The organism is Undibacterium sp. WLX3042 (assembly GCF_049544825.1).
GTDB lineage: Bacteria > Pseudomonadota > Gammaproteobacteria > Burkholderiales > Burkholderiaceae_D > Undibacterium.
The window spans coordinates 1,898,730-1,921,159 of record NZ_CP186698.1 but is presented as its reverse complement, the minus strand read 5'-3'; the positions used below and the strand labels follow the sequence as shown (position 1 = coordinate 1,921,159).

Sequence of the window (22,430 nt, the reverse complement as noted above, 5' to 3'; positions counted from 1 at the left end):
ATAAGAAAAATGCCTGATTGTCAGCGTAAATAGGGAGTTTTAAAAAATACTGGGGGGAGTATATTTGTGCTGTTTGTCGGCATTATTGGTAGATTTTCGGGTAGTTTGCAGCCAGTCAGGCTGACAGCGTTTGCCAGTGTCCATGCATCAGTGCATCGAGCGGCTTGAAATTGGTTTTATAAGCCATCTTGGCGCTGGCGGCAATCCAGTAGCCAAGGTAAACGTAAGGCAGTTTTAATTCCTCACTCTGCCGAATTTGCCATAAAACGTTGTACGTGCCATACGAGGCAGTCGCGTCGTCCGGTTCAAAAAAAGTATAGACGGATGATAAGCCGTCGCTCAGTACGTCGATGATACTGACCATTTTCAGTACATGGTGTTCGTCGCGGAATTCAACCAGACGGGTATTGACCCGGCTTTGCAACAGAAACTGCGCATATTGTTCGCGGCTGTCGTTATCCATGCCACCGCCGGTGTGACGCTGATTCTGATAGCGCTGATACAGTTCATAGTGTTCGTGCGAATACGCGAGTGTCGTCACGCGTGCTGTCAGATTCGCGTGTTTTTTCCACGCCCGGCGCTGGCTGCGGTTTTCGCTGAATTCATCCACCCTGACTCTGACCGGCGTGCAGGCACGGCAGGCGTCGCAATACGGGCGATAGATGAAAATACCACTGCGCCGGAAACCTTTTCTGACCAGTTCTGAATATGTGTCTGCATTAATCAGATGCGCCGGTGTCGCCACTTGCGAGCGCGCCTCCAGCCCTTCCAGATAGCTGCAAGGGTAGGGCGCGGTTGCATAAAACTGTATGCTCGCAAAAGGAAGTTCGTTGAGTTGCGTCACGGTGATTTACTTTGCTGTCATTGATATAGCGCCCTCAGCGGTTGCCATTCCTCGATCATCGGTTGTGTGGTCGCCTGTGCTATCCAACGGATAAACTCGGCGCGGGCGATGGGTTTTGCGCCCAGTGAAGCAAGGTGCGCGGTCTCTTGCTGGCAGTCTATCATTTTCACTCCGTGTTCACGTAAGAAAAATACCAGGTGACTCAGCGCAATTTTGGAGGCATTCGATACCCGTGCAAACATGGATTCGCCATAAAACATGCGACCGATGCAAACGCCGTAAGCGCCGCCGACTAACTCACCATCGAGCCAGACTTCGGATGAGTGCGCATAGCCGAGCTGATGCAGGCCGGAGTAGCCCGCCACGATGTCTTCGGATATCCAGGTGCCGTTGCCATCTTTGCGCGGTGCCGCGCAGGCGCGCATGACTTGTTCAAAAGCCGAGTCAAAGCGGATTTCCCAGCGAGGATCGGTACGGATTTTTTTTAAGCTTTTTTTCAGACTGTCTGAAATTCTGAAGTCCGATATTTGCAGCACCATGCGCGGGTCGGTGGACCACCACAATATCGGCTGGCCTTCAGAAAACCAGGGGAAAATACCTTGTTTGTACGCCATTAAAAGGCGCTGCGGCGACAGATCTGCTCCTGCTGCCAGAAGGCCAGCCGCACCATCCCGCTCAGTAAGTGCCGCCGCCGCATCAGGAAAGGGCGTTTCCGCTTCCAGCCAGGGAATCATCGCACTCCTTTCTGCATTTGCACTAAAACTGCGCTTTTGTGGCGTACAAAATGCTTGTGCATGGTGCGTGTTAAATTGATATTATCCATAAAATTCAATGACTTAAAGTGTTTGCACCAAATTGGAATGTTTATTGCTTTATCTGTGTGAAATTAATTCAGAAGTGCACATTTAATGGGAGGTATCAGCATGAACGTACAAATCGATGGCGCCAATGCTTTGTTTATTTTGCTCGGTGCAATCATGATTCTAGCAATGCACGCAGGATTTGCGTTTCTGGAATTAGGCACTGTGCGCAAAAAAAACCAGGTCAACGCACTGGTGAAGATTATTGTCGATTTCGCGGTATCGACGATTGCTTATTTCTTTGTCGGTTACAGCATCGCTTATGGCATCCAGTTTTATTCCGGCGCTGAAGTGCTGGTGGCAAAGAATGGTTTTGAGCTGGTGAAATTTTTCTTTTTACTGACCTTTGCGGCAGCGATACCGGCAATTATTTCCGGTGGTATTGCCGAGCGCGCTAAATTCTATCCACAACTGATTGCAACGGCAGTGCTGGTCGGTGTTTTATATCCTTTGTTTGAAGGCATCGCCTGGAATCACCGCTTCGGCATTCAGGACTGGCTGAAAGCGGCTTTTTCTGAGGAGTTCCATGATTTCGCTGGTTCTGTTGTGGTGCATGCTTTTGGCGGATGGGTCGCGTTGCCTGCGGTGCTGCTGCTGGGCGCGCGCCGTGGCCGGTATATGAAAAATGGCGCGATTGCGGCGCACCCACCTTCCAGTATTCCGTTTCTGGCGCTGGGTGCGTGGATATTAACGGTGGGCTGGTTCGGCTTCAACGTCATGAGCGCACAGACGCTGGATAAGATGAATGGTCTGGTGGCGATTAATTCCCTGATGGCGATGGTGGGCGGAACGCTGGTCGCTTTGCTGATGGGGAAGAATGATCCCGGCTTTGTGTATAACGGCCCGCTGGCGGGACTGGTCGCGGTTTGCGCCGGCTCTGATCTGATGCATCCTCTGGGGGCGCTGATCACCGGTGGTGTGGCCGGTGCTATTTTTGTCTGGATGTTCACCTGGACACAAAATAAATGGAAGGTGGATGATGTGCTCGGTGTCTGGCCTTTGCATGGTTTGTGCGGCGCGTGGGGCGGGATGGCTGCCGGTATTTTTGGTCAGAAGATGCTGGGCGGGCTGGGCGGCGTCAGTTTGTTGTCGCAAGTCTTTGGTACCGTGCTCGGCATTATGATTGCATTTTCCGGTGGCTACGCGATTTACGGTTTGTTGAAAAAAACCATGGGCATCCGTCTCGATCCTGAGCAGGAATTCGAGGGGGCTGATTTGTCGATACATAAAATTTCATCGACGGCAGAGCGCGAATCCAGTTGGTAATATCTGCTGAAGATGGCGATCGCAGTGCTGGAGTATCAGCGAGAGAGGTGAGGCTTCAAAATAAAAAAGGGTGGAATTTCCACCCTTTTTTATTTTGAAGCATCTTTGCGTGGTATCGCTTAATCCTCTTGTCGCATCGGTTTAAAGATGTCATGCGCGTAGAGTTTGTAGCATTCACCTTGCTGGGCACGGCTGTAGTTTTCAAAAAAGAATTTCAGGGTATAGCTGATGGTTGGGAAGGCAATCTCATTCCACGGGATTTCTTTTTCTGAGAACAGTTGCACTTCCAGACTTTCCGTGCCTGCTGCGTAATTCAGATCCAGTAAAGTGGCGCGGTAAAACAGATGTACCTGATGCACATGCGGCACATTCAGAATAGAGAATAAGTCGTGTAACTGGATATTGGCGCCGGCTTCTTCCTCCGTTTCTCTTTGTGCTGCCTGTGCGGTCGTTTCATTGTTTTCCATGAAGCCTGCCGGTAAAGTCCAGTAGCCGTAGCGTGGCGCGATCGCCCGTTTGCAAAGCAGGATTTTCAATTCGCCATTCTCTTCCCATACCGGTATTGAGCCGACTACCATCTTGGGATTCTGATAATGGATGGCGCCGCAAGACGTGCAGACGAAACGTTCGCGGGTATCGTCAGCGGGGATCTTCAGCTCGACGGGAGCCGCGCAATCGGAACAGAATTTCATGGTAAATGGTGAAAAAATTAAGCGGTCTCAGCAGTGTATCAATTCATCGCGCGTTTGGCGTGCTTTGACTGGTAATTGTCATTGCATTGCGAAAGATTTGCGCAAAGCAGCAAAAACGTGTATAGTTTATCCCTTCAGACGCGGGGTGGAGCAGTCTGGCAGCTCGTCGGGCTCATAACCCGAAGGTCGTAGGTTCAAATCCTGCCCCCGCAACCAAAATTACAAAAAAAGCCGCGTTGTTACGTGGCTTTTTTTTATTTGAACGATGATTATTTTTGATTGTGTTCCACAATATGGACTACAATCTAGCATCTACTGATTTGACGGGTCGGGCACCACTTATTTTTTTGTGCTCTCAAATACACCCTGATCTGCCCTCTTGATGGGCGTCGTCACCTGAATGGGGTGCGACAAAATTAAATGCATAAAGTTGTGGGTTGAAGCAAGTTCATTGCTGCTTCGTCCTGCTGTATGACATCTATTAAACCCGTGTAATTACTATTTGCATGAATACTGCTGAGGCAAAGCGAGTCCTCGAAACAGCCTTGTTATGCGCGCCTGAGCCGCTGACCGTGAATTCCATGAAAAAGCTGTTTCAGGAAACTGATGATCAAGGTGACGTGGTCGGTGCTGATACCATTAAATCGATGCTGGAAGATCTGCGTCTGGATTGGTCGGATAAGGGGATTGAGCTGGTTGGTCTGTCGAATGGCTGGCGTTTCCAGAGTCGTCCTGAAATGCGCGCGTATATTGACCGGCTCAATCCTGAGAAGCCACCCAAATATTCCCGGGCGACGATGGAAACCTTGGCTATTATTGCCTATCGCCAGCCTGTGACGAGGGGTGATATCGAAGAAATTCGTGGCGTGACTGTTGCCTCGCAAATGATCAAGGCGCTGGAGGATCGTTGCTGGATTGAGGTGATCGGTCATCGTGATGTCCCCGGGCGTCCGGCTCTGTTTGCAACGACAAAGCAGTTTTTAAGTGATCTTGGTCTCGCCTCGCTGGATCAGTTGCCGCCTCTGCAGCAAATTACGAAGGCTGATGCGGATGAGTCTCCTGAGGCGTCCGCTGAAGAGTCAGTGCCGGGTAGTCTCGCGGAGCAGTTGAGTGCGGGTGCTCAGGAAAGTTTTAGTTTGATGCAGTCATCCTCTGAAGAGATTGCATCTGAGCAGGAAGATGCACCTGAAGTTGTGGGTGTTGAGCTTGTTGCTGTTGAAAATACAAGTGATCAGGCGACCGGAGGGCTGGTGCCGGATACGGAATCGGGTGCTGATCTGCTTCAGCAGTCTCAAATAGAATTGAAGAATGAATCCAATGAATCCTGAAGATGTGAATAACGATCAGGCGCAAAATGGCGCCGATAATGGAAAGCCAGTCAAACGCGGCGTACGCGGTCCGCGCAATATGCGCAGAACCCGAGCTAAACCGGATGTTGTTGCGTCAGCAGAGGTGACTGAGTCCGCTGATGTTGCGTCGTCTGTTGTGTCAAATGCTGCTGCTGAGCGTTCGCGTTCCCCGAATCAGAATCGTCAGCGTAAGTCGCGTACTGATCGTGCTGACGGTGGACAGTCATCTGCCCGCGCTGAGCGCTCTGCACGTGAAGCGGGTTCCGCTGGTGCGCGTGGTAACGGGCGTCGTCCGCAGCAGGTTAAAGGTGCTCGTCGCGGTGCTGATACTCCGGATGATGTGTTTTCATTTGTCACATCCGAGGCGTTTGATGCCGACGTTGCTGAAGATGAAAAGTCGAAGGGGAAGGGGCGTAATGCCAAGTCTGTGCGTCGTGATCTGACGGCGGATGATGATGCGCCTAAGTTGCACAAGGTTCTTGCGGAAGCGGGACTTGGCTCGCGGCGTGATATGGAAGATCTGATTGTTGCCGGTCGCGTGTCGGTGAACGGAGAGCCGGCGCATATCGGGCAGCGTATTCTGCCTACCGATCAGGTGCGGATTAATGGTAAGCCGATTATGCGCAAGGTGAGTAAAAAGCCGCCGCGCGTCCTGATTTACCATAAGCCTGCCGGTGAAATTGTCAGTACGAATGATCCTGAGGGACGCAATTCGGTATTTGAAAGCCTACCGACGATGAAGGTCGGCAAGTGGCTGGCAGTTGGCCGTCTCGATTACAACACAGAAGGATTGCTCTTATTTACCACGTCCGGTGATCTGGCGAACCGACTGATGCATCCCCGTTACGGTATTGAGCGTGAATATGCGGTCCGCACTCTTGGTGAGCTCGAAGAAGGGATGCGTCAGCGTCTGCTGGCTGGTGTGGAGTTGGAAGATGGTATGGCGCAGTTCTCCAAAATTACCGATGGTGGTGGTGAGGGGGTGAATAAGTGGTATCGCGTGATTATTGGCGAGGGCCGTAATCGTGAGGTGCGTCGTATGTTTGAGGCGGTTGGTCTGACCGTTTCACGTCTGATCCGTACCCGTTACGGTGCAATGACATTGCCTGCCAACCTGAAGCGTGGTCGCTGGGAAGAATTGGGTGAGGATGCTGTCCGTAGCCTGATGAAATTAAGCGGGCTGGAAAAAGCGGCTTCTGATAAACCTGCGGCAAAAAGTGGCAAAAGTTACGGCAATAAAGTGCCGTTTGGTGTCACGCCCTTTACGCAAAAGCAATCATCTTTCCCTATGTCCGGCGGGCGTGGTGAATATGGCTCAGGTCGTGGTAGTAACACTAGTGGCAATAAGTCTGGCAGCGCAGGAGGTTCCGGGAATAAGCGCAGCAGGCAGCCTGATCCACTACAAACAGCACTGGGTTTTCCTGATGTGGGGCAACAGCGCCGTGGGCCAACAATCCGTGGCAGCGGACAGGCGATAGGGCAGGGGATTGCCGCACGCAGACGTGCGCGTGGTGCTTGATTTAGTGGCATGAATTATCGTTGTTTTGCCCTGTCTTCCATTGCGATGGGGTAAATAATCGTTTATAATCTGGTAGTTAGCGGATTATGCCTGAAGAGTTGTTTGGCTCGGGTGCTACGAAAAAAAGATGGGCAGTTGCCCATTTTTTTTTGGTCTTATCGTTTGGTATGACTGATTTTGTGTGAGTGCAGGTTTGTGACTTTCGGAGAATAGTTTGGTTTTGCTGGATTTAATAGAGAAGACTGTCAACGGCACTGGATATGATCTGGTGGATTTTGAGCAGGCTGAACGTGGCCTGTTCAGGGTATACATCGATTTTTTGCCGGACGATATTGAGAAGGGCAACATCACAGTTGAGGACTGTGAGAAGGTCAGTCATCAGTTGTCGCATGTGCTGACGGTTGAAAATGTTAATTACAATCGTCTGGAAGTATCTTCGCCGGGTCTCGACAGGCCGCTGAAGAAGCTTGCAGACTATGTGCGTTTTGCCGGTGAAAAAGCCAACGTGAAATTACGTATGCCTTTACCTGGTACGCCAAACCGTAAAACTTTCGAAGGCATTTTGCATGAGCCTGAGGGTGATAATCTGAAGCTGGAATTTGAAGTAAAAGATGGGTCGGCCATGCTGGAGTTTACGCTCGCCGATGTGGATAAGGCACGTCTGGTGCCGCAAGTGGATTTTAGGAGTCGCAAAGCATGAGTCGTGATTTGTTGTTATTGGTTGATGTGCTGGCACGCGAAAAAAACGTCGATGAAGAAGTTGTTTTCGGCGCGCTGGAGCATGCTTTAGCGCAAGCGACAAAAAAGCGTTTTCCAGGTGAAGTGGATATTCGCGTTGAAATTGATCGCGACACCGGTGAGTTTCGTTCTTTCCGTCGCTGGCATGTCGTTCCTGATGAGGCTGGCTTGCAATTGCCGGATCAGGAAATTCTGCATTTCGAAGCGGTTGAGGATGACCCTGAAATTCAGATTGGCGACTATATCGAAGAAGAAATCGAGTCTGTTGATTTCGGGCGCCGTTTTGCACAAGATACCAAGCAAGTGGTATTGCAGCGCATCCGTGACGCTGAGCGTGAACAAATTCTGGCGGACTTCCTTGAACGCGGCGATTCTCTTGTTACCGGTACGATTAAGCGTATGGAGCGTGGTGACGCGGTGGTTGAGTCTGGTAAAATTGAGGCTCGCCTACCACGCGATCAGATGATTCCTAAAGAAAATTTGCGTGTTGGTGATCGTGTCCGTGCATATATTTTGCGTATTGATCGCAATGCCCGCGGACCGCAGGTGATCTTGTCCCGTACAGCGCCCGAATTCATCATGAAATTGTTTGAGCTGGAAGTGCCCGAAATTGAGCAGGGTTCTCTGGTAATCAAGTCTGCAGCTCGCGACCCAGGTGTTCGGGCGAAAATCGCTGTTTATACTGCCGATAAACGTATTGATCCTATCGGTACTTGTGTAGGTATGCGCGGTTCCCGCGTTCAGGCTGTCACTGGCGAACTAGGCGGCGAACGTGTTGATATCGTGTTGTGGTCTGAAGATCCTGCTCAATTCGTGATCGGTGCACTGGCGCCGGCGAACGTGTCTTCTATCATGGTCGATGAAGACAAGCACGGTATGGATGTGGTGGTTGACGAAGAAAATCTTGCGATTGCCATCGGCCGCAGCGGTCAGAATGTACGCCTCGCGTCGGAACTGACTGGCTGGCAAATTAATATCATGACGGCGGAAGAGTCTGCCAGCAAAGCGGAGCAGGAAACTGCCGGTATTCGCGCTTTGTTCATGGAAAAACTCGATGTCGATCAGGAAGTTGCAGAGATTCTGGTCGAAGAAGGTTTCTCCAGTCTGGAAGAAATAGCTTATGTGCCTATCACTGAAATGCTGGAAATTGAGGCGTTTGATGAAGATACGGTTAATGAGCTGCGTAACCGTGCACGAGATGCGCTGCTGACGGAAGCGATTGCTTCTGAAGAAGGGCTCGAGGGCATGGACGAAAAACTGATCAACCTGGAAGGAATGACGCGTGTGATCGCCGGTAAGCTGGGGCTGGCTGGCATCAAGACGCTGGAAGCCTTTGCTGGTCTGGCGTACGACGAATTTGGCGCGATTTTGGCATTGTCTGCCGACCGTTCACGCCATTTAATTAAAGAAGCATTTGAAGATGTGACCGATGATGAGATGAAGCTCATCGACGCTAAATATGATGATCAGGCCAAGGCTTTGTTAGCCAATGCCTGGAAACTCGTAGAAGCAAAGTAATTCACGGGTTTCATATTCATAACGCGCACATAGAAAAAGAGGACTGAATGGCGAGTAACAACGTTGCCCAATTTGCCACCGAGCTGAAAATGTCAGCGGAATTGTTGCTCACGCAATTGCGTGGAGCGGGTGTCGAAAAAAATTCGACGTCAGATTCGTTGACAAAAGAAGATAAAGACCGATTGCTGGAACATCTGCGTCGTTCACATGGATCTTCGGTTGACATTGAAAAGAAAAAAATCACGGTGACTCGTAAAGAGACAACGGAGATTAAGCAGGCGGATGCGACAGGCAAATCTCGCACCATTCAGGTTGAAGTCCGTAAGAAGCGTACGTTTGTCAAACGCGATGAAGTGGCCGCGGATGATGTTGCAGCACGAGCTGTTGCAGCCGAGCCGGTAGAACCAGCGGTCAGTGAAGAAGAGGCCCGCCGCGAAGCTGAACTGATAGCACGTCAGGAGGCTGAGTTGCGTGAGAAGCAGGAGCGTCTTGCCAAGCTGGAAGCTGAAAAGGAAGCTCAGGCAAAAGCAATGCGTGAAGCTGCGGAAGCAGAAGCTGCCAAAGCAGCGGCAGAGCGGCTGAAGGCTGAGCAAGCCGCAGCCGCTGCTGCCGCAGCAAAAACTGTGGAGGCGAAGCCTTCCCAGTCAGATGAAGAGAAAAAACGTTTGGAAGCAGAAGAAGCAAAGAAAAAAGCTGCCTTAGAAGCAAAAGAAGCCGCAGAGCGTGCAGCGGCTACAGAAAAGGCAAGAAAAGCAGTAGCTGACGAAGTTGCGCAGATCAAAGAAATGATGAATGCAGCGCGTCGTCCAGTTAAAGCAGCGCCATCTGCGCCTGCGGTGACAGCTAAGGCTGAAGGTACCTTGCATAAACCGGCAGATAAAAAAGCCGGAGATAAAAAGCCAGCAGTGGCAAGTGCAGACAAAAAGGATGACAAAAAGCCGGCGACCGGAGATAAGAAGGCGATTAAATCCGCGAATGTCTCCTCTACGTGGCAGGAAGATTCTAAAAAACGCAGCGGTGGTCTGAAAACCCGTGGCGATACTTCCGGTGGTCGTGAAGGCTGGAAAGGTGGTCCGAAAGGACGCCGTAATAGTCATCACGAAGAACGTGAGTCCAACTTCCAGGTACCTGTTGAAGCGATAGTAAAAGATGTTTATGTACCGGAAACACTGACAGTCGCGGAGTTAGCACACAAGATGTCGGTCAAGGCGTCTGAGGTTATCAAGCATCTGATGAAATTAGGCCAGATGTGCACGATTAACCAGGTTCTTGATCAGGAAACAGCAATGATTCTGGTTGAGGAAATGGGGCATAAAGCATTTGCCGCCAAACTTGACGATCCGGAAGCTTTGCTGACTGATGCTGCTGAACATACTGAGTACGAGTCTTTCCCGCGTGCGCCTGTGGTAACAGTGATGGGTCACGTCGATCACGGTAAAACATCGTTGCTGGATTACATTCGCCGTTCCAAAGTGGCATCGGGTGAGGCAGGCGGTATTACGCAGCACATTGGTGCTTATCACGTTGAAACTCCGCGCGGTATGATCACATTCCTTGATACTCCGGGGCATGAGGCATTTACTGCGATGCGTGCACGTGGTGCGCAAGCGACCGATATCGTGATTCTGGTCGTGGCCGCCGACGACGGCGTTATGCCGCAGACAAGAGAAGCGATTGCGCATGCAAAAGCAGCAGGTGTGCCACTGGTTGTCGCTATCAATAAAATTGATAAGCCGGGTGGCAATGCAGATCGCGTGACGCAAGAGCTGATCGCTGAAAGCGTCGTCCCAGAAGAATACGGGGGCGATTCACCATTTGTTCAGGTGTCAGCAAAAACCGGTTTTGGTATCGACTCGCTGTTGGAAAACGTGTTGCTGCAGGCCGAAGTGCTGGAATTGAAAGCACCGAAAGATGCGCCTGCCAAAGGTCTGGTTGTTGAGGCGCGTTTGGATAAAGGTCGCGGTACGGTTGCCACTATTCTGGTGCAGTCCGGCACTCTGAAACGTGGTGACGTAGTACTGGCGGGTTCTTCCTACGGTCGCGTTCGTGCGATGCTGGATGAGAATGGCGTCAATATTACTGAAGCTGGTCCGTCGATCCCGGTGGAGATTCAGGGGCTGACAGAAGTGCCGGCGGCAGGTGAAGAAGTCATGGTGATGGTTGATGAGCGCAAAGCACGTGAAATTGCTTTGTTCCGTCAGGGTAAATTCCGTGATGTCAAACTGGCGAAACAGCAGGCCGCTAAACTCGAAAACATGTTTGAAAACATGGGCGAGGGTGAAGTTAAAAATCTGCCTATCATCGTCAAAACCGACGTACAAGGTTCCCAGGAAGCTCTGGTTCAGTCTTTACAGAAATTGTCTACCAGCGAAGTGCGTGTGCAGGTTGTGCACGCGGCAGTTGGTGGCATCTCTGAAAATGACGTCAATCTGGCGGTTGCTTCTAAGGCCGTTATTATTGGCTTTAACACCCGCGCTGATGCGTCTGCACGCAAGCTGGCAGAGTCGAATGGTGTGGATATTCGCTACTACAACATCATTTACGATGCTGTCGATGAAGTGAAAGCGGCCTTGTCCGGCATGCTGGCGCCGGAAAAACGTGAACAGATCATCGGTATGGTTGAAGTTAAGCAGGTATTCCTGGTCAGCAAAGTCGGTGCGATTGCAGGTTGTCTGGTCACTGATGGTATGGTGAAACGGACATCGTCTGTCCGTCTGTTGCGCAATAATGTCGTCACATGGACTGGTGAGCTGGATTCCCTGAAACGCTATAAAGATGACGCTAAAGAAGTTCGCGCCGGTATGGAATGCGGTTTGTCGCTGAAAGGCTATAACGACATTCAGGTTGGCGATAACCTAGAAATATTTGAAGTACAGGAAATTGCACGTACTCTGTAAGTCAAGCCAACCCCGGCCCAGGCCGGGGTTCTGGTTTATAGAGGCAAAAAATAATTTATGGCAAAACATAGTAAAAATATACCGGGTCGTGGTTTGCGCGTTGCTGATCAGATTCAGAAGGATCTGGCTGAAATCATCTGGTCTGAGTTGAAAGACCCGCGCGTTGGTATGATCACGCTGACGGAGGTGCAGCTCACACCTGATTATGCACACGCAAAAATTTTCTTCACGACACTGGCAGACGATCCGGCTGCCATTAAAGCAACAAGTGATGCGCTGGCGCGCGCCGCTGGTTTTCTGCGAGCCCAATTGGGTTTGCGTTTGCATATCCATACTCTGCCGCAATTGCACTTCATCCATGACACATCAACGATACGTGGTATGGCCATGTCTAAGCTGATTGATGAAGCGAATGCCACCCGTGCTAAAGACGATGGCGAAAACTGATCTCTGACCGGAGTTCTCTCCGGCTTTCCAGGCTTATGACAACTCAGACTAAAAAACGTCCCCGTGTACCTGTGCACGGTGTTTTGCTATTGGATAAGCCGGTTGGCTTTTCCAGTAATGACGCCTTGATTAAAGCGAAACGCTTGCTGAATGCGATGAAGGCGGGTCACACGGGTACGCTGGACCCGTTTGCGACTGGCTTGTTGCCTCTATGTTTTGGCGAGGCAACCAAGTTTTCTCAGGACTTGCTGGAGGCTGATAAGACCTATACAACTGTCGTCCATCTCGGTGTCACCACGACGACCGGGGATACTGAGGGTGATGTACTTGAAACCAGAAGCGTGGATGTCTCTGAAGAGCAGATACGGCAGGTTTTAAAACAATTCACTGGCCCGATTGCGCAGGTGCCTCCTATGTATTCGGCGCTGAAGCGTGATGGTAAACCCTTGTATGAGTACGCAAGAGCCGGCGTCACCCTTGAACGCGAGGCGCGTCATGTGGTGATCCATGAGCTGGAATTTCTTGCTTATGATGCTCCCTTGCTCAGCCTGAGAGTGAAATGCAGTAAAGGGACGTACGTTCGCGTCTTGGGTGAAGATATCGGCGCGGCGCTGGGATGCGGTGCGCATCTGAAAGAGCTGCGCCGGATTCAGGTCGGTCATCTGGTATTGGAGAAGTCCATTACGCTGGACTTTCTGGAGTCTTTGCCTGAAGAGCAACGACTGGCCTTGCTTGATCCTGTGGACGCTTTGCTGTCGAGTTTTCCGGTAGTACATTTGAATCAAGAACTGGCCCGACGTTTTCTGCATGGGCAAAGGCTGGCGTTGGGCAAAGAAACTGTCAGTCTGCCGCAGGTCATTGGCAGAGTCCGGGTGTATCGGGACTCTGACGGGCAATTGCTGGGCTCAGCCCAGTTACAGGAATTCGGTATCCTTGCGCCGGAACGTCTGATCAATACGCAGGAATCATAGTTATCCGTATAAGGTTTAACTGTGGATGTTGTGCAGCAGGTGTGAGCTTGCAACAGCATCGCCAGTCATCATTATCGTTGTCATCGCTTTGTAGCAACTCCTTGAAATAATAGGTGTTTTATGCTTTTGCGTTGCAGCATGTTATAATCGTCGGTTATCCGATTTACCCCAAATGAACGTTACCATGTCCACTACAAAACGCGCTATTCGTAACATTGCCATCATCGCCCACGTTGATCACGGCAAAACCACACTGGTTGACCAATTATTGCGTCAATCCGGCACTTTCCGCGAAAACCAACAGGTCGATTCCCGCGTGATGGATTCGAATGATATTGAAAAAGAACGTGGTATCACGATTCTGTCCAAAAACTGCGCGGTGGAATACAAAGGTACGCACATTAACATCGTTGATACGCCGGGCCACGCTGACTTTGGTGGTGAAGTGGAACGTGTATTGTCTATGGTTGACTCGGTTCTGTTGCTGGTCGATGCGCAAGAAGGTCCGATGCCGCAAACCCGTTTCGTGACACGTAAAGCACTCGCGCTGGGTCTGAAGCCTATCGTCGTTGTGAACAAGATCGACCGTGAAAATGCTGATCCGCAAAAAGCAGTTAACGCGACTTTCGAACTGTTCGATAAACTCGGTGCAACCGATGAACAACTGGATTTTCCGATTGTTTACGCATCCGGTTTCAAAGGTTACGCCGGTCTGGAAGACACAGTGCGCGAAGGTAACATGGAGCCATTGTTTGACGCGATTCTGAAACACGTTCCGGCACGCGAAGATGATCCGGATGGTCCGTTGCAACTGCAAATCACATCTCTCGAATACTCCTCTTACGTTGGTAAAATCGGTGTTGGCCGTATCCTGCGTGGCCGTATCCGTGGTCTGCAAGACGTCGTCTGGATGAACGGTCCGGAAGACAAACCAACCAAAGCCCGTATCAATCAGGTGCTGACATTCAAAGGTCTGGATCGCGTACTGGTTGATGAGGCACAAGCAGGTGACATCGTCCTCATTAACGGTATTGAAGAAATCGGCATCGGTTCCACGATCTGTGCGCCGGACGCGCCAGAAGCCTTGCCTATGCTGAAGATCGATGAACCTACATTGACGATGAATTTCATGGTCAACAGTTCACCACTGGCCGGCCGCGAAGGTAAATTCGTGACCACACGTCAGATCCGTGACCGTCTGGAACGCGAACTGAAATCGAATATGGCGTTGCGCGTTGTTCAGGCTGAAGGCGATGATTCCTGCTACGAAGTGTCCGGCCGCGGTGAGTTGCATCTGACAATTCTGATCGAAAACATGCGTCGTGAAGGCTTTGAGCTGGCAGTTTCCCGTCCACGTGTCGTATTCAAAATGGTGGATGGTGTGCGTTACGAACCATACGAAAACCTGACAGTGGACGTTGAAGAAACCAATCAGGGCGGCGTCATGGAAGAATTGGGTCGTCGTCGCGGCGATCTGCAAAACATGGAACCGGACGGCAAAGGTCGTGTACGTCTGGAATACCGTATTCCGGCCCGTGGCCTGATCGGCTTCCAGGGTGAATTCATGACATTGACTCGCGGTACAGGTCTGATGAGTCATGTGTTTGATGATTATGCACCGGTTGACAACAGCAAAGGTGAGCTGGCTGGTCGTCGTAACGGTGTGCTGATCTCTCAGGAAGACGGCGCAGCCGTGGCTTATGCGATCTGGAAACTGCAGGATCGCGGCCGTATGTTCGTCAGCCACAATGACCCGGTTTACGAGGGTATGATCATCGGTATCCATTCCCGCGATAACGATCTGGTTGTGAATCCGGTTAAAGGTAAACAGCTGACTAACGTTCGCGCTTCCGGTACAGATGAAGCTGTGCGTCTGGTTCCGCCAATTCAATTGTCGCTCGAGTATGCAGTTGAGTTTATTGAGGATGACGAACTGGTTGAAGTGACACCGAAGAGTATCCGTTTGCGTAAGCGTTTCCTGAAAGAACACGAGCGTAAAAAAGCATCACGCGAAGCGTAATTGCTGAGGTATTCATGCGCTGTGGCGCATGAAGATCAACCCGTTTCGCTCTTGCCACAGGTGGGAGTCAAACGGGTTTTTCTATTGAGCAGACCGGGCTGCCTCCGGGTTTGATTCACCGGGCGGCGACAGCGACACTGCGGAACCGGTAATCGCTGGATCAATTGATAAGCAGGTAGGGAATGTCAAACAAGCTAAGCCACCGTGGCGCGGTGATTCTGATGATAGTGACCGCCACTTTGTGGAGTATTGCCGGGGTCTTTACGCGGCATCTGGATTCGGCAAAAGGGTTTGAAGTAACGTTCTGGCGTAGTTTGTTTGCGGCCGTGTTCGTCATGGTGGTGATGTTGAAACAATACGGACGTGGCTTTGTTCCGCGCTTACGCCTGCTTGGTAAGCTGGGATTTTTATCCGGTTGTATGTGGGCGACCATGTATTCCTGTTTCATGATCGCCATGACCATGACGACAGTGGCGAATACCTCGATCATGGAAAGCCTTGCGCCTTTATTTACCGCATTTCTGGCCTGGATGATTTTGCGTGAACGGATACCGGCACGCACATGGTGGGCAATCGCTGCCGCCTGCCTCGGCATGGGATGGATGTTTGCGGGCAGTTTGTCAGAGGTCGATCAGCGCGGTTTGCTCGGCATGCTGATTGCACTGGGGGTGCCGGTTGCCGCTTCCGTCAATGTGATCCTGATGAAAAAAGGCGGGCATGCGGTTGATCTGATTCCGGCAGTATTTCTGGGTGGTTCTATTTCTGCGCTGGTAATGCTGCCGTTTGCCTTGCCATTGCAGGCATCGTTGCATGATGTATTGTTGCTGGCAATTCTGGGTTTTTTTCAACTGGGCTTACCGTGCATGTTGATGGTCAGGGCTTCCGCCAGTCTGAGCGCGCCGGAAATTTCCCTGCTGTGCCTGCTGGAAGTACTGCTGGCACCGATCTGGGCATGGCTGGGGGCGGGTGAAATGCCCGCACAGGCAACGATCACCGGTGGGGCGATCGTATTGATTGCGCTGATACTGAATGAACTGGCGTCGATGCGCGAGAGTGCATCCTGAATAATGCAGCGTTGTCCGGTAATGGTGCCAGCCTGTTGTTATATTTGTTAATGTAATTATTTAGTGCGATTATTTTTGTACAGTTATTTTGTACGATTATCAGTCGCCAATATTTTTTTCGGATGGTTCTGCTATGTTAAAAGCCCCTGAACTCTTACTGCCAGCGGGTTCGCTGGAAAAAATGCATGCCGCTTTCGACTTCGGTGCTGACGCGGTGTATGCCGGTCAGCCACGTTACAGCCTGCGTGCGCGTAACAATGAATTTTCGACGCTGGAAGTGTTGCAGCAAGGGATTAATGATGCCCATGCACGTGGCAAATTGTTTTTTGTTGCAAGCAATATTTTCCCGCATAACTCCAAGCTCAAGACCTATCTGCGCGACATGGAGCCGGTGATCGCCATGAAACCGGATGCGCTGATCATGGCTGATCCTGGTCTGATCATGATGGTACGTGAAAAATGGCCGGAAGTCCCTGTGCATTTGTCGGTACAGGCGAATGCGGTGAACTGGGCAGACGTCAAATTCTGGAAAAAAATGGGCCTGACCCGTGTGATTCTGTCACGCGAACTGTCACTCGATGAAATCGAAGAAATCCGTCAGGAATGCCCGGATATGGAGTTGGAAGTGTTTGTACACGGCGCGCTGTGTATCGCGTACTCCGGCCGCTGCCTGTTGTCCGGTTACTTCAATCACCGCGATCCGAATCAAGGCACCTGCACCAATTCCTGCCGCTGGGATTACAAGGTTTCCAATGCATCAGAAAACGAAACCGGCGATCTGGTGAATATTCCGGTCGAAACCATCAAGTTCGATTTCAATAAAGCCCTGGAAGATGCGAATCAGTCGTTCTCTGCGATGGGCGATATGAAGCGTCATCCACTAGCAGACCGTCCTTACCTGATCGAAGAAACCGGTAAGCCGGGCAGCCTGATGCCGATTCTGGAAGATGAGCACGGCACCTACATCATGAATTCCAAAGACTTGCGCGCGGTGGAACACGTCGAGCGTCTGGCGAAAATCGGTGTGGATTCCCTGAAGGTGGAAGGTCGTACCAAGTCGCTGTATTACGTGGCGCGTACTGCTCAGGTGTATCGTCGTGCGATTGACGATGCGGTGGCTGGTCGTCCGTTTAACCCGCAATTGCTGGGTGAGTTGAATGGTCTGGCGAACCGTGGTTATACCGACGGTTTTTATCAGCGTCATCACACGCAAGACCATCAGAACTACATGGAAGGCGTATCGCAGGCGCACCGCAGCCAGTATGTTGGTCAGGTGCTGAGTGTTGCTGATGGCTGGGCGGAAGTAGAAGTGAAAAACCGTTTCGCCGTCGGCGATCAGATCGAAATCATTTCGCCGAATGGCAATGAAATCGTGACGCTGTCCGAAATGCGTAACAAAGAAAACCAGTCACTCAACATCATTGGCGGTGCAGGTCATACTGTGCGCATTCCGCTGGATGCGAAATACGAAAAAGCCTTGCTGGCAAAAATGCTGTAAGCACTCAATACCGCATGATACATGCGGTATTGAAGCAAAATTTGGATACTCCCCCCTGTTTTTTGTAAAACACCCCTGATGTCCTTATAAATAAAGGTGGTTTTAGGATACTCCGGGGGAGTATTTTTATGTCGCTGAATCGCATGGTTTCTCTTTTTCCACATAGCCGGTGTCCTATCTACTCATACTTGCGCTGACGCTGTCTTACTACCTGCTGCTCAGTCTGCTGTGTTTTCTGGTTTATTTTTACGATAAGCAAGCGGCGATACAGCGCAGATCACGCGTTCCCGAAAAAAAACTATTGTTGCTGAGTCTGATCGGTGGCTGGCCCGGGGCGTTGCTGGCACACAAATTTCTACGCCACAAGTCGGTGAAGCGATCGTTCCTGCGATGGTTTTTTCTGATGCTGGTGCTGCACTGGCTGTTCGTATTGGCGTTGCTTGCCGCCTGCGTATTTTTCTTAACCGTGCATTAAAAAAGTGGCTGTCGTCACATTGATCTGTTTGCGTGATCTTCCATTGGAAACGTGATAAAACACAGATGCTGTACATGTCTGCCAATTTTCTTATCCTTCATTTCAGCTCATTGACTTTCTATGGATTTGTTTGACCGCCTCACCGACGACGAATTACCCATCGTATATGCCACGGCTTTATATACCGCACCGCTGAGCCAGACCAAAGCGCTGGAGTTAATGCAGTTGCGCGGTGCGAAAACCCTGATGGGTAATCCCTACGATGCGAAGCTGCTCAAAGATCTGATGCTGGATTTGTGCAAGCGTCAGGTTTTGCGGCAGGAAATTGGCCTGGGTTATATCTTGCGTGATGACTGGCGCATGCCGGTATTGCTGCGTTTGCAGCAGAGTGGCGGTATGAAATTATGGATCAGCCAGATTCGTGATTTATTGAAAAAGCACGGCGAATATCAGCACTGGAAATCCTACGATGCAGAATTTTACAGTCGTGAAATGCTGTTTTCCGTGCTGCTTGGCAGAACAGATGAGGCCTTGCTATGGCGTGAAAAATTTCTCAGTGTTAAAAACGATCATGCGCTTATTCCTGGTGCAGAATTTTTCCAGCATGAAGATGGTATCCGCTTATTTTCTCAACTCCGGCCGATTGATCAGGGCATGGTGCTGACGGATATTTTTGTCAAAGCGAACTGGGAGTTACTCGATTGCCGTCTGGCGTACGAATACGCTTGTCAGCAGATGGATCAGGAATCCAACAGCTGGCCGCAATTGATGGGGCTCGTTGCTTGGCAAGCCTTATTGCGCGGCGACTTCGAGCGCCTCGCGCGGTTGCAGCGTCAGTTGCCGCCGCAATTTCAGGGCGAAATGCTGATTGCGATGGCAGTCTTACAAAACAAAATGCCGGTTGCCGTCGGGCTGGCGCAAACCTATGCGCAGATGCAAAAAGCCAGCAGTGGTAAGCGGAAAATTTTTATTCCCGATTTACTTGGTTTGTTGAGTACGGTCGCTATGCTGGCAAAGAATGACACCGGTAGTTTGCAATTAGCGAAAGCGCAGGTGGATGAGGGTGTGAAACAGCGACATGCGTTCAGCTACTATGTTTTGCAGCCGCTGACGAATCACATGGCGCAAGGCGTCGTGTTACCGGTATCGCATTTTAATGTTCGTACTGCACATGATATCGACGCCTTGTTTGAGGTAATCTGTGCGTACTGGCAAGACGCACCACCTCATCCGCGCTTGCACGCAAAGCTGCTGGAAATGCGTGAGACCATGGTTCGCTTCGGCTATCAGTGGGTAGCGGCGGAGCTCGATGTCTTGCTGGTGCATCAGTTTAAACAAGTGCCGCAATTCCCCGAATGGCATCGCCAGAAGAATATCCAGCCCTTGTTGCTCGCTTTGCAGCGCGAAGAAGGATGGAAGCGGGCGCTGAATGCACTGTCACAACTCAAGCCTGCCAGTGCGGCGGTTGCAGCAAAAAAAGAGGAAGAAATGCGGCTTGCCTGGTTACTGGAATTTCATTTTCAGGAGCTGAAAATTGAGCCGCGTGAGCAGAAGCGCAGTAGCAAAGGTGTCTGGAGTAAAGGGCGCCCGGTTGCATTGCGACGTCTGGCGCAGGAGCTGGATGCTTTCCCCTATCTGACTGAGCAGGATAAACAGATTGCTGCCTGCATACGTCGCGCGTCTGACAGTTATTACGGTGGCAGTGAATTTGAAATCAATATCGATAAAGCGCTGCCGTTTCTGGTTACACACCCTGCGGTGTACTGGTCGGATGCGCCGGATGTCCGCATTGATGTCGTTAAAGGTGATATCGCGTTGCAGTTGAAAGAGAATGGCGATCAGATCAGCTTGCAACTGGAACCATTCATCAGCGCTGATGCAAGCGTAGTCTGGAAAAAAGAAACGCCGACCCGTCTGGCCGTGTACACCTCCAGCCCGGAAATCAAACAGATTACTGGCATCCTTGGCCGCGGCCTGACGGTGCCAGTAACAGCCAAGGCGCAGTTAGTCGATGTGATTGCCGCGATTGCGCCGCATCTGGCAATTCATTCTGATTTACCGGAGCTGGCTGCGCATATCACCACGCTGGCCGCAGACCAGACCATGTTTGCGCATTTACTGCCCTTGCAGGAAGGCTTGCGCGTGCAATTGCTGATGCGGCCTCTGGCGGATGGTGGCTGGTTTCAGCCGGGGAAAGGCGCGGTCAATGTGCTTGGGGAGCAGGCGGGCGTGCCGGTGCAGGCGAGTCGCGATCTGCAACAGGAAAAAGCTCTGATGCAATTCGTGCTCGATGCCTGCCCCGCACTTGCCCATGCCGAAGAGAGCGGACAGGAATGGCAGTTGCAGCATCCTGAACAATGTCTGGAATTGCTGGAGCAATTACGCGCCGTGCCTGCGGAGCGCCTGCAACTGGTGTGGCCTGAGGGCGAACGTTTCCGGTTGAGAGGCAGTCGTTCGCTGCAGAATTTACGCCTGACGATTAAAAAGCAGGGCGAGTGGTTTGTTGCTGGCGGCGAGTTATCGCTGGATGACGGGCGGGTGTTGGCGCTGCGTGAACTGCTGCAAATGGCAGGATCAGCTCGCGGACGTTTCCTGCAATTAGGTGAGAATGATTATCTGGCGCTGACCGACAGTTTTCGCAAGCGGCTCGATGAGCTGCGCGCATTAGGCGAAGCAGGTGCCGATGGCATACGCCTGAATGCGCTGGCGGCACCTGCGCTGGCAGAACTGGCTGCGGAAGCCGGCGAAATAGAAGCCGATGCAGCCTGGCGTGAGCAAGTGAATAAACTCGATGCGCTGGCCGACTTTTACCCGCAGGTTCCTTCTACGCTGCAGGCGGAATTACGTGATTATCAGCTGGCCGGTTATCAGTGGCTCGCGAGGTTGGCGCACTGGGGTGTCGGTGCTTGTCTGGCGGATGACATGGGCTTGGGGAAAACTGTGCAGACGCTGGCCTTGTTACTGGACAGAGCGCCGGGCGGACCTGCGCTGGTGGTGGCGCCGATTTCGGTCGCAATGAACTGGCAGGCAGAAGTCATGCGCTTTGCGCCGACGCTGAAAGTGCGTGCGTATCATAGTCATCGTTCACTGGCGGATCTCGGACCTTTCGATCTGGTCATTGCCAGTTATGGCATGTTGCAGTCGGATGCCGGGGCTTTCGCTGCGCAACACTGGCACAGCGTGGCGCTGGATGAAGCGCAAGTCATCAAGAATGCCGCAACCAAGCGTAGTCAGGCGGCGATGGCATTAACGGCAGATTTTAAGATGATCGCCAGCGGCACGCCGGTAGAAAATCATCTGGGTGAATTGTGGAATCTGTTTCGCTTTATTAATCCCGGCCTGCTTGGCTCCAGAGAACGTTTTACCGATAAATTCAGTACGCCGATTGAACGTGGTGATAAGCCCGCACGTCAGCATCTGAAAAAGCTGATACAGCCGTTTATTTTGCGGCGTACCAAAACCCAGGTGCTGACAGAGTTACCACCGCGTACCGAGATTACCTTGCAAGTTGAGCTGAGTGATGAAGAACGCCATCTGTACGAAGCTTTGCGGCAGGAAGCGATGGATAAAATTGCCTCGCTCAGTGCGGAAGAAGGGCAATCGCTGAAAGTGCTGGCAGAGATTACCAAACTGCGCCGTTTTTGCTGCCACCCGCAACTGGTATTAAAAAATTCCACAATCAGCGGCAGTAAGCTGGCGGTGTTTGAAGACACCATCGATGAATTGCTGGACAACCGCCATAAAGCACTGGTGTTCAGTCAGTTTGTCGATCATCTGGCGATCGTACGCGACAGCCTTGATAGGAAAGGTATCCGTTATCAGTACCTCGATGGAAGTACCTCTGCAACCGAACGCAAAAAACGCGTTGACGCATTTCAGGCCGGTGATGGTGATGTGTTCCTGATCAGCCTGAAGGCGGGCGGCACAGGACTGAATCTAACCGCCGCCGATTATGTCATTCATCTCGACCCGTGGTGGAATCCGGCGGTCGAAGATCAGGCCTCTGATCGCGCTCATCGCATGGGGCAGCAAAGGCCGGTCACGATTTATCGACTGGTGACGCAAAACACGATAGAAGAAAAAATCATCGCCTTGCATGCGGAAAAACGAGATCTGGCAGACAGTCTGCTGGACGAGGGCGACGTTGCGGCACGGCTCGATACGGCTGCATTACTACGCTTGCTGAAGGAAAACGTTTGATATCTTCGTGCGCGCGCTGGTGAGCCGCCTGCTGACCAGCGCAACGTGGCAGTGAGTCAGCAAGGTAGCGAG

General features: G+C 51.4%; 16 protein-coding genes and 1 tRNA gene. 14 read left to right on the top strand and 3 right to left on the bottom strand.

Annotated elements, in window-relative coordinates; translation table 11 throughout:
• Positions 1–115: 115 nt before the first annotated feature.
• Together ACPAOP_RS08660 and aat are read right to left on the bottom strand one after the other, a co-directional pair.
• The gene (locus tag ACPAOP_RS08660; protein WP_423707650.1) at positions 116–844 is read right to left on the bottom strand and encodes an arginyltransferase; all 729 of its coding nucleotides are present in this window, start codon (positions 842–844) and stop codon (positions 116–118) included.
• 17 nt (positions 845–861) lie between these two features.
• Positions 862–1,578, bottom strand: coding sequence for a leucyl/phenylalanyl-tRNA--protein transferase (gene aat / locus ACPAOP_RS08655; RefSeq protein WP_423707649.1), 717 nt, complete (start codon positions 1,576–1,578; stop codon positions 862–864).
• A 189-nt stretch (positions 1,579–1,767) separates the two neighbouring features.
• Between aat and ACPAOP_RS08650 the strand changes: the two genes are divergently transcribed.
• Positions 1,768–2,970: an ammonium transporter gene (locus ACPAOP_RS08650; protein ID WP_423707648.1), complete on the top strand. Its 1,203-nt coding sequence runs from the start codon at positions 1,768–1,770 to the stop codon at positions 2,968–2,970.
• Between the two features lie 119 nt (positions 2,971–3,089).
• Here ACPAOP_RS08650 and ACPAOP_RS08645 read toward each other — a convergent pair whose 3' ends face one another.
• Entirely contained in the window at positions 3,090–3,662 is a 573-nt protein-coding gene (locus ACPAOP_RS08645; RefSeq protein ID WP_423679708.1) for an NUDIX hydrolase, read from the bottom strand.
• Between the two features lie 139 nt (positions 3,663–3,801).
• Here ACPAOP_RS08645 and ACPAOP_RS08640 point away from each other — a divergent pair.
• The 13 genes from ACPAOP_RS08640 to ACPAOP_RS08580 all read left to right on the top strand — a co-directional run bounded on the left by ACPAOP_RS08640 (position 3,802) and on the right by ACPAOP_RS08580 (position 22,358).
• Positions 3,802–3,878, top strand: a tRNA-Met gene (locus ACPAOP_RS08640).
• A gap of 290 nt (positions 3,879–4,168) precedes the next feature.
• Positions 4,169–4,990, top strand: coding sequence for an SMC-Scp complex subunit ScpB (gene scpB, locus ACPAOP_RS08635; protein WP_423707646.1), 822 nt, complete (start codon positions 4,169–4,171; stop codon positions 4,988–4,990).
• Positions 4,971–6,530, top strand: coding sequence for a pseudouridine synthase (locus tag ACPAOP_RS08630; RefSeq protein WP_423707645.1), 1,560 nt, complete (start codon positions 4,971–4,973; stop codon positions 6,528–6,530). The genes scpB and ACPAOP_RS08630 overlap by 20 nt, the downstream gene beginning before the upstream one ends.
• Before the next feature lie 214 nt (positions 6,531–6,744).
• Complete coding sequence (gene rimP, locus ACPAOP_RS08625; protein WP_423707643.1) at positions 6,745–7,230, top strand: ribosome maturation factor RimP; 486 nt, start codon at positions 6,745–6,747, stop codon at positions 7,228–7,230.
• Positions 7,227–8,786 (top strand): transcription termination factor NusA, encoded by a 1,560-nt coding sequence (gene nusA, locus ACPAOP_RS08620; RefSeq protein WP_423679704.1) that lies wholly within the window; start codon positions 7,227–7,229, stop codon positions 8,784–8,786. The genes rimP and nusA overlap by 4 nt, the downstream gene beginning before the upstream one ends.
• A gap of 47 nt (positions 8,787–8,833) precedes the next feature.
• Entirely contained in the window at positions 8,834–11,683 is a 2,850-nt protein-coding gene (gene infB / locus ACPAOP_RS08615) for a translation initiation factor IF-2 (RefSeq protein WP_423709960.1), read from the top strand.
• Between the two features lie 57 nt (positions 11,684–11,740).
• Positions 11,741–12,130 (top strand): 30S ribosome-binding factor RbfA, encoded by a 390-nt coding sequence (gene rbfA, locus ACPAOP_RS08610; RefSeq protein ID WP_423679702.1) that lies wholly within the window; start codon positions 11,741–11,743, stop codon positions 12,128–12,130.
• Positions 12,131–12,165: 35 nt separating this feature from the next.
• The gene (gene truB / locus ACPAOP_RS08605; RefSeq protein ID WP_423709959.1) at positions 12,166–13,101 is read left to right on the top strand and encodes a tRNA pseudouridine(55) synthase TruB; all 936 of its coding nucleotides are present in this window, start codon (positions 12,166–12,168) and stop codon (positions 13,099–13,101) included.
• A gap of 184 nt (positions 13,102–13,285) precedes the next feature.
• Entirely contained in the window at positions 13,286–15,121 is a 1,836-nt protein-coding gene (typA, locus tag ACPAOP_RS08600) for a translational GTPase TypA (RefSeq protein ID WP_423679700.1), read from the top strand.
• Between the two features lie 182 nt (positions 15,122–15,303).
• On the top strand, positions 15,304–16,185 hold the full coding sequence (locus tag ACPAOP_RS08595; protein WP_423679699.1) for a DMT family transporter: 882 nt from the start codon (positions 15,304–15,306) through the stop codon (positions 16,183–16,185).
• A gap of 133 nt (positions 16,186–16,318) precedes the next feature.
• The gene (gene yegQ, locus ACPAOP_RS08590; protein ID WP_423709958.1) at positions 16,319–17,683 is read left to right on the top strand and encodes a tRNA 5-hydroxyuridine modification protein YegQ; all 1,365 of its coding nucleotides are present in this window, start codon (positions 16,319–16,321) and stop codon (positions 17,681–17,683) included.
• Between the two features lie 169 nt (positions 17,684–17,852).
• Positions 17,853–18,158: a DUF1294 domain-containing protein gene (locus ACPAOP_RS08585; RefSeq protein WP_423709957.1), complete on the top strand. Its 306-nt coding sequence runs from the start codon at positions 17,853–17,855 to the stop codon at positions 18,156–18,158.
• Positions 18,159–18,278: 120 nt separating this feature from the next.
• A complete protein-coding gene (locus tag ACPAOP_RS08580) occupies positions 18,279–22,358 on the top strand; it encodes a DEAD/DEAH box helicase (RefSeq protein WP_423709956.1) in 4,080 nt (1,359 codons plus the stop codon).
• Positions 22,359–22,430: the final 72 nt, after the last annotated feature.

Bases quoted from the DNA above. Each gene is read 5' to 3' on its own strand.
- aat (WP_423707649.1), bottom strand. From the start codon at position 1,578: ATGATTCCCTGGCTGGAAGCGGAAACGCCCTTTCCTGATGCGGCGGCG.
- ACPAOP_RS08650 (WP_423707648.1), top strand. From the start codon at position 1,768: ATGAACGTACAAATCGATGGCGCCAATGCTTTGTTTATTTTGCTCGGT.
- ACPAOP_RS08645 (WP_423679708.1), bottom strand. From the start codon at position 3,662: ATGAAATTCTGTTCCGATTGCGCGGCTCCCGTCGAGCTGAAGATCCCC.
- scpB (WP_423707646.1), top strand. From the start codon at position 4,169: ATGAATACTGCTGAGGCAAAGCGAGTCCTCGAAACAGCCTTGTTATGC.
- ACPAOP_RS08630 (WP_423707645.1), top strand. From the start codon at position 4,971: ATGAATCCAATGAATCCTGAAGATGTGAATAACGATCAGGCGCAAAAT.
- nusA (WP_423679704.1), top strand. From the start codon at position 7,227: ATGAGTCGTGATTTGTTGTTATTGGTTGATGTGCTGGCACGCGAAAAA.
- infB (WP_423709960.1), top strand. From the start codon at position 8,834: ATGGCGAGTAACAACGTTGCCCAATTTGCCACCGAGCTGAAAATGTCA.
- rbfA (WP_423679702.1), top strand. From the start codon at position 11,741: ATGGCAAAACATAGTAAAAATATACCGGGTCGTGGTTTGCGCGTTGCT.
- truB (WP_423709959.1), top strand. From the start codon at position 12,166: ATGACAACTCAGACTAAAAAACGTCCCCGTGTACCTGTGCACGGTGTT.
- typA (WP_423679700.1), top strand. From the start codon at position 13,286: ATGTCCACTACAAAACGCGCTATTCGTAACATTGCCATCATCGCCCAC.
- ACPAOP_RS08595 (WP_423679699.1), top strand. From the start codon at position 15,304: ATGTCAAACAAGCTAAGCCACCGTGGCGCGGTGATTCTGATGATAGTG.
- yegQ (WP_423709958.1), top strand. From the start codon at position 16,319: ATGTTAAAAGCCCCTGAACTCTTACTGCCAGCGGGTTCGCTGGAAAAA.
- ACPAOP_RS08580 (WP_423709956.1), top strand. From the start codon at position 18,279: ATGGATTTGTTTGACCGCCTCACCGACGACGAATTACCCATCGTATAT.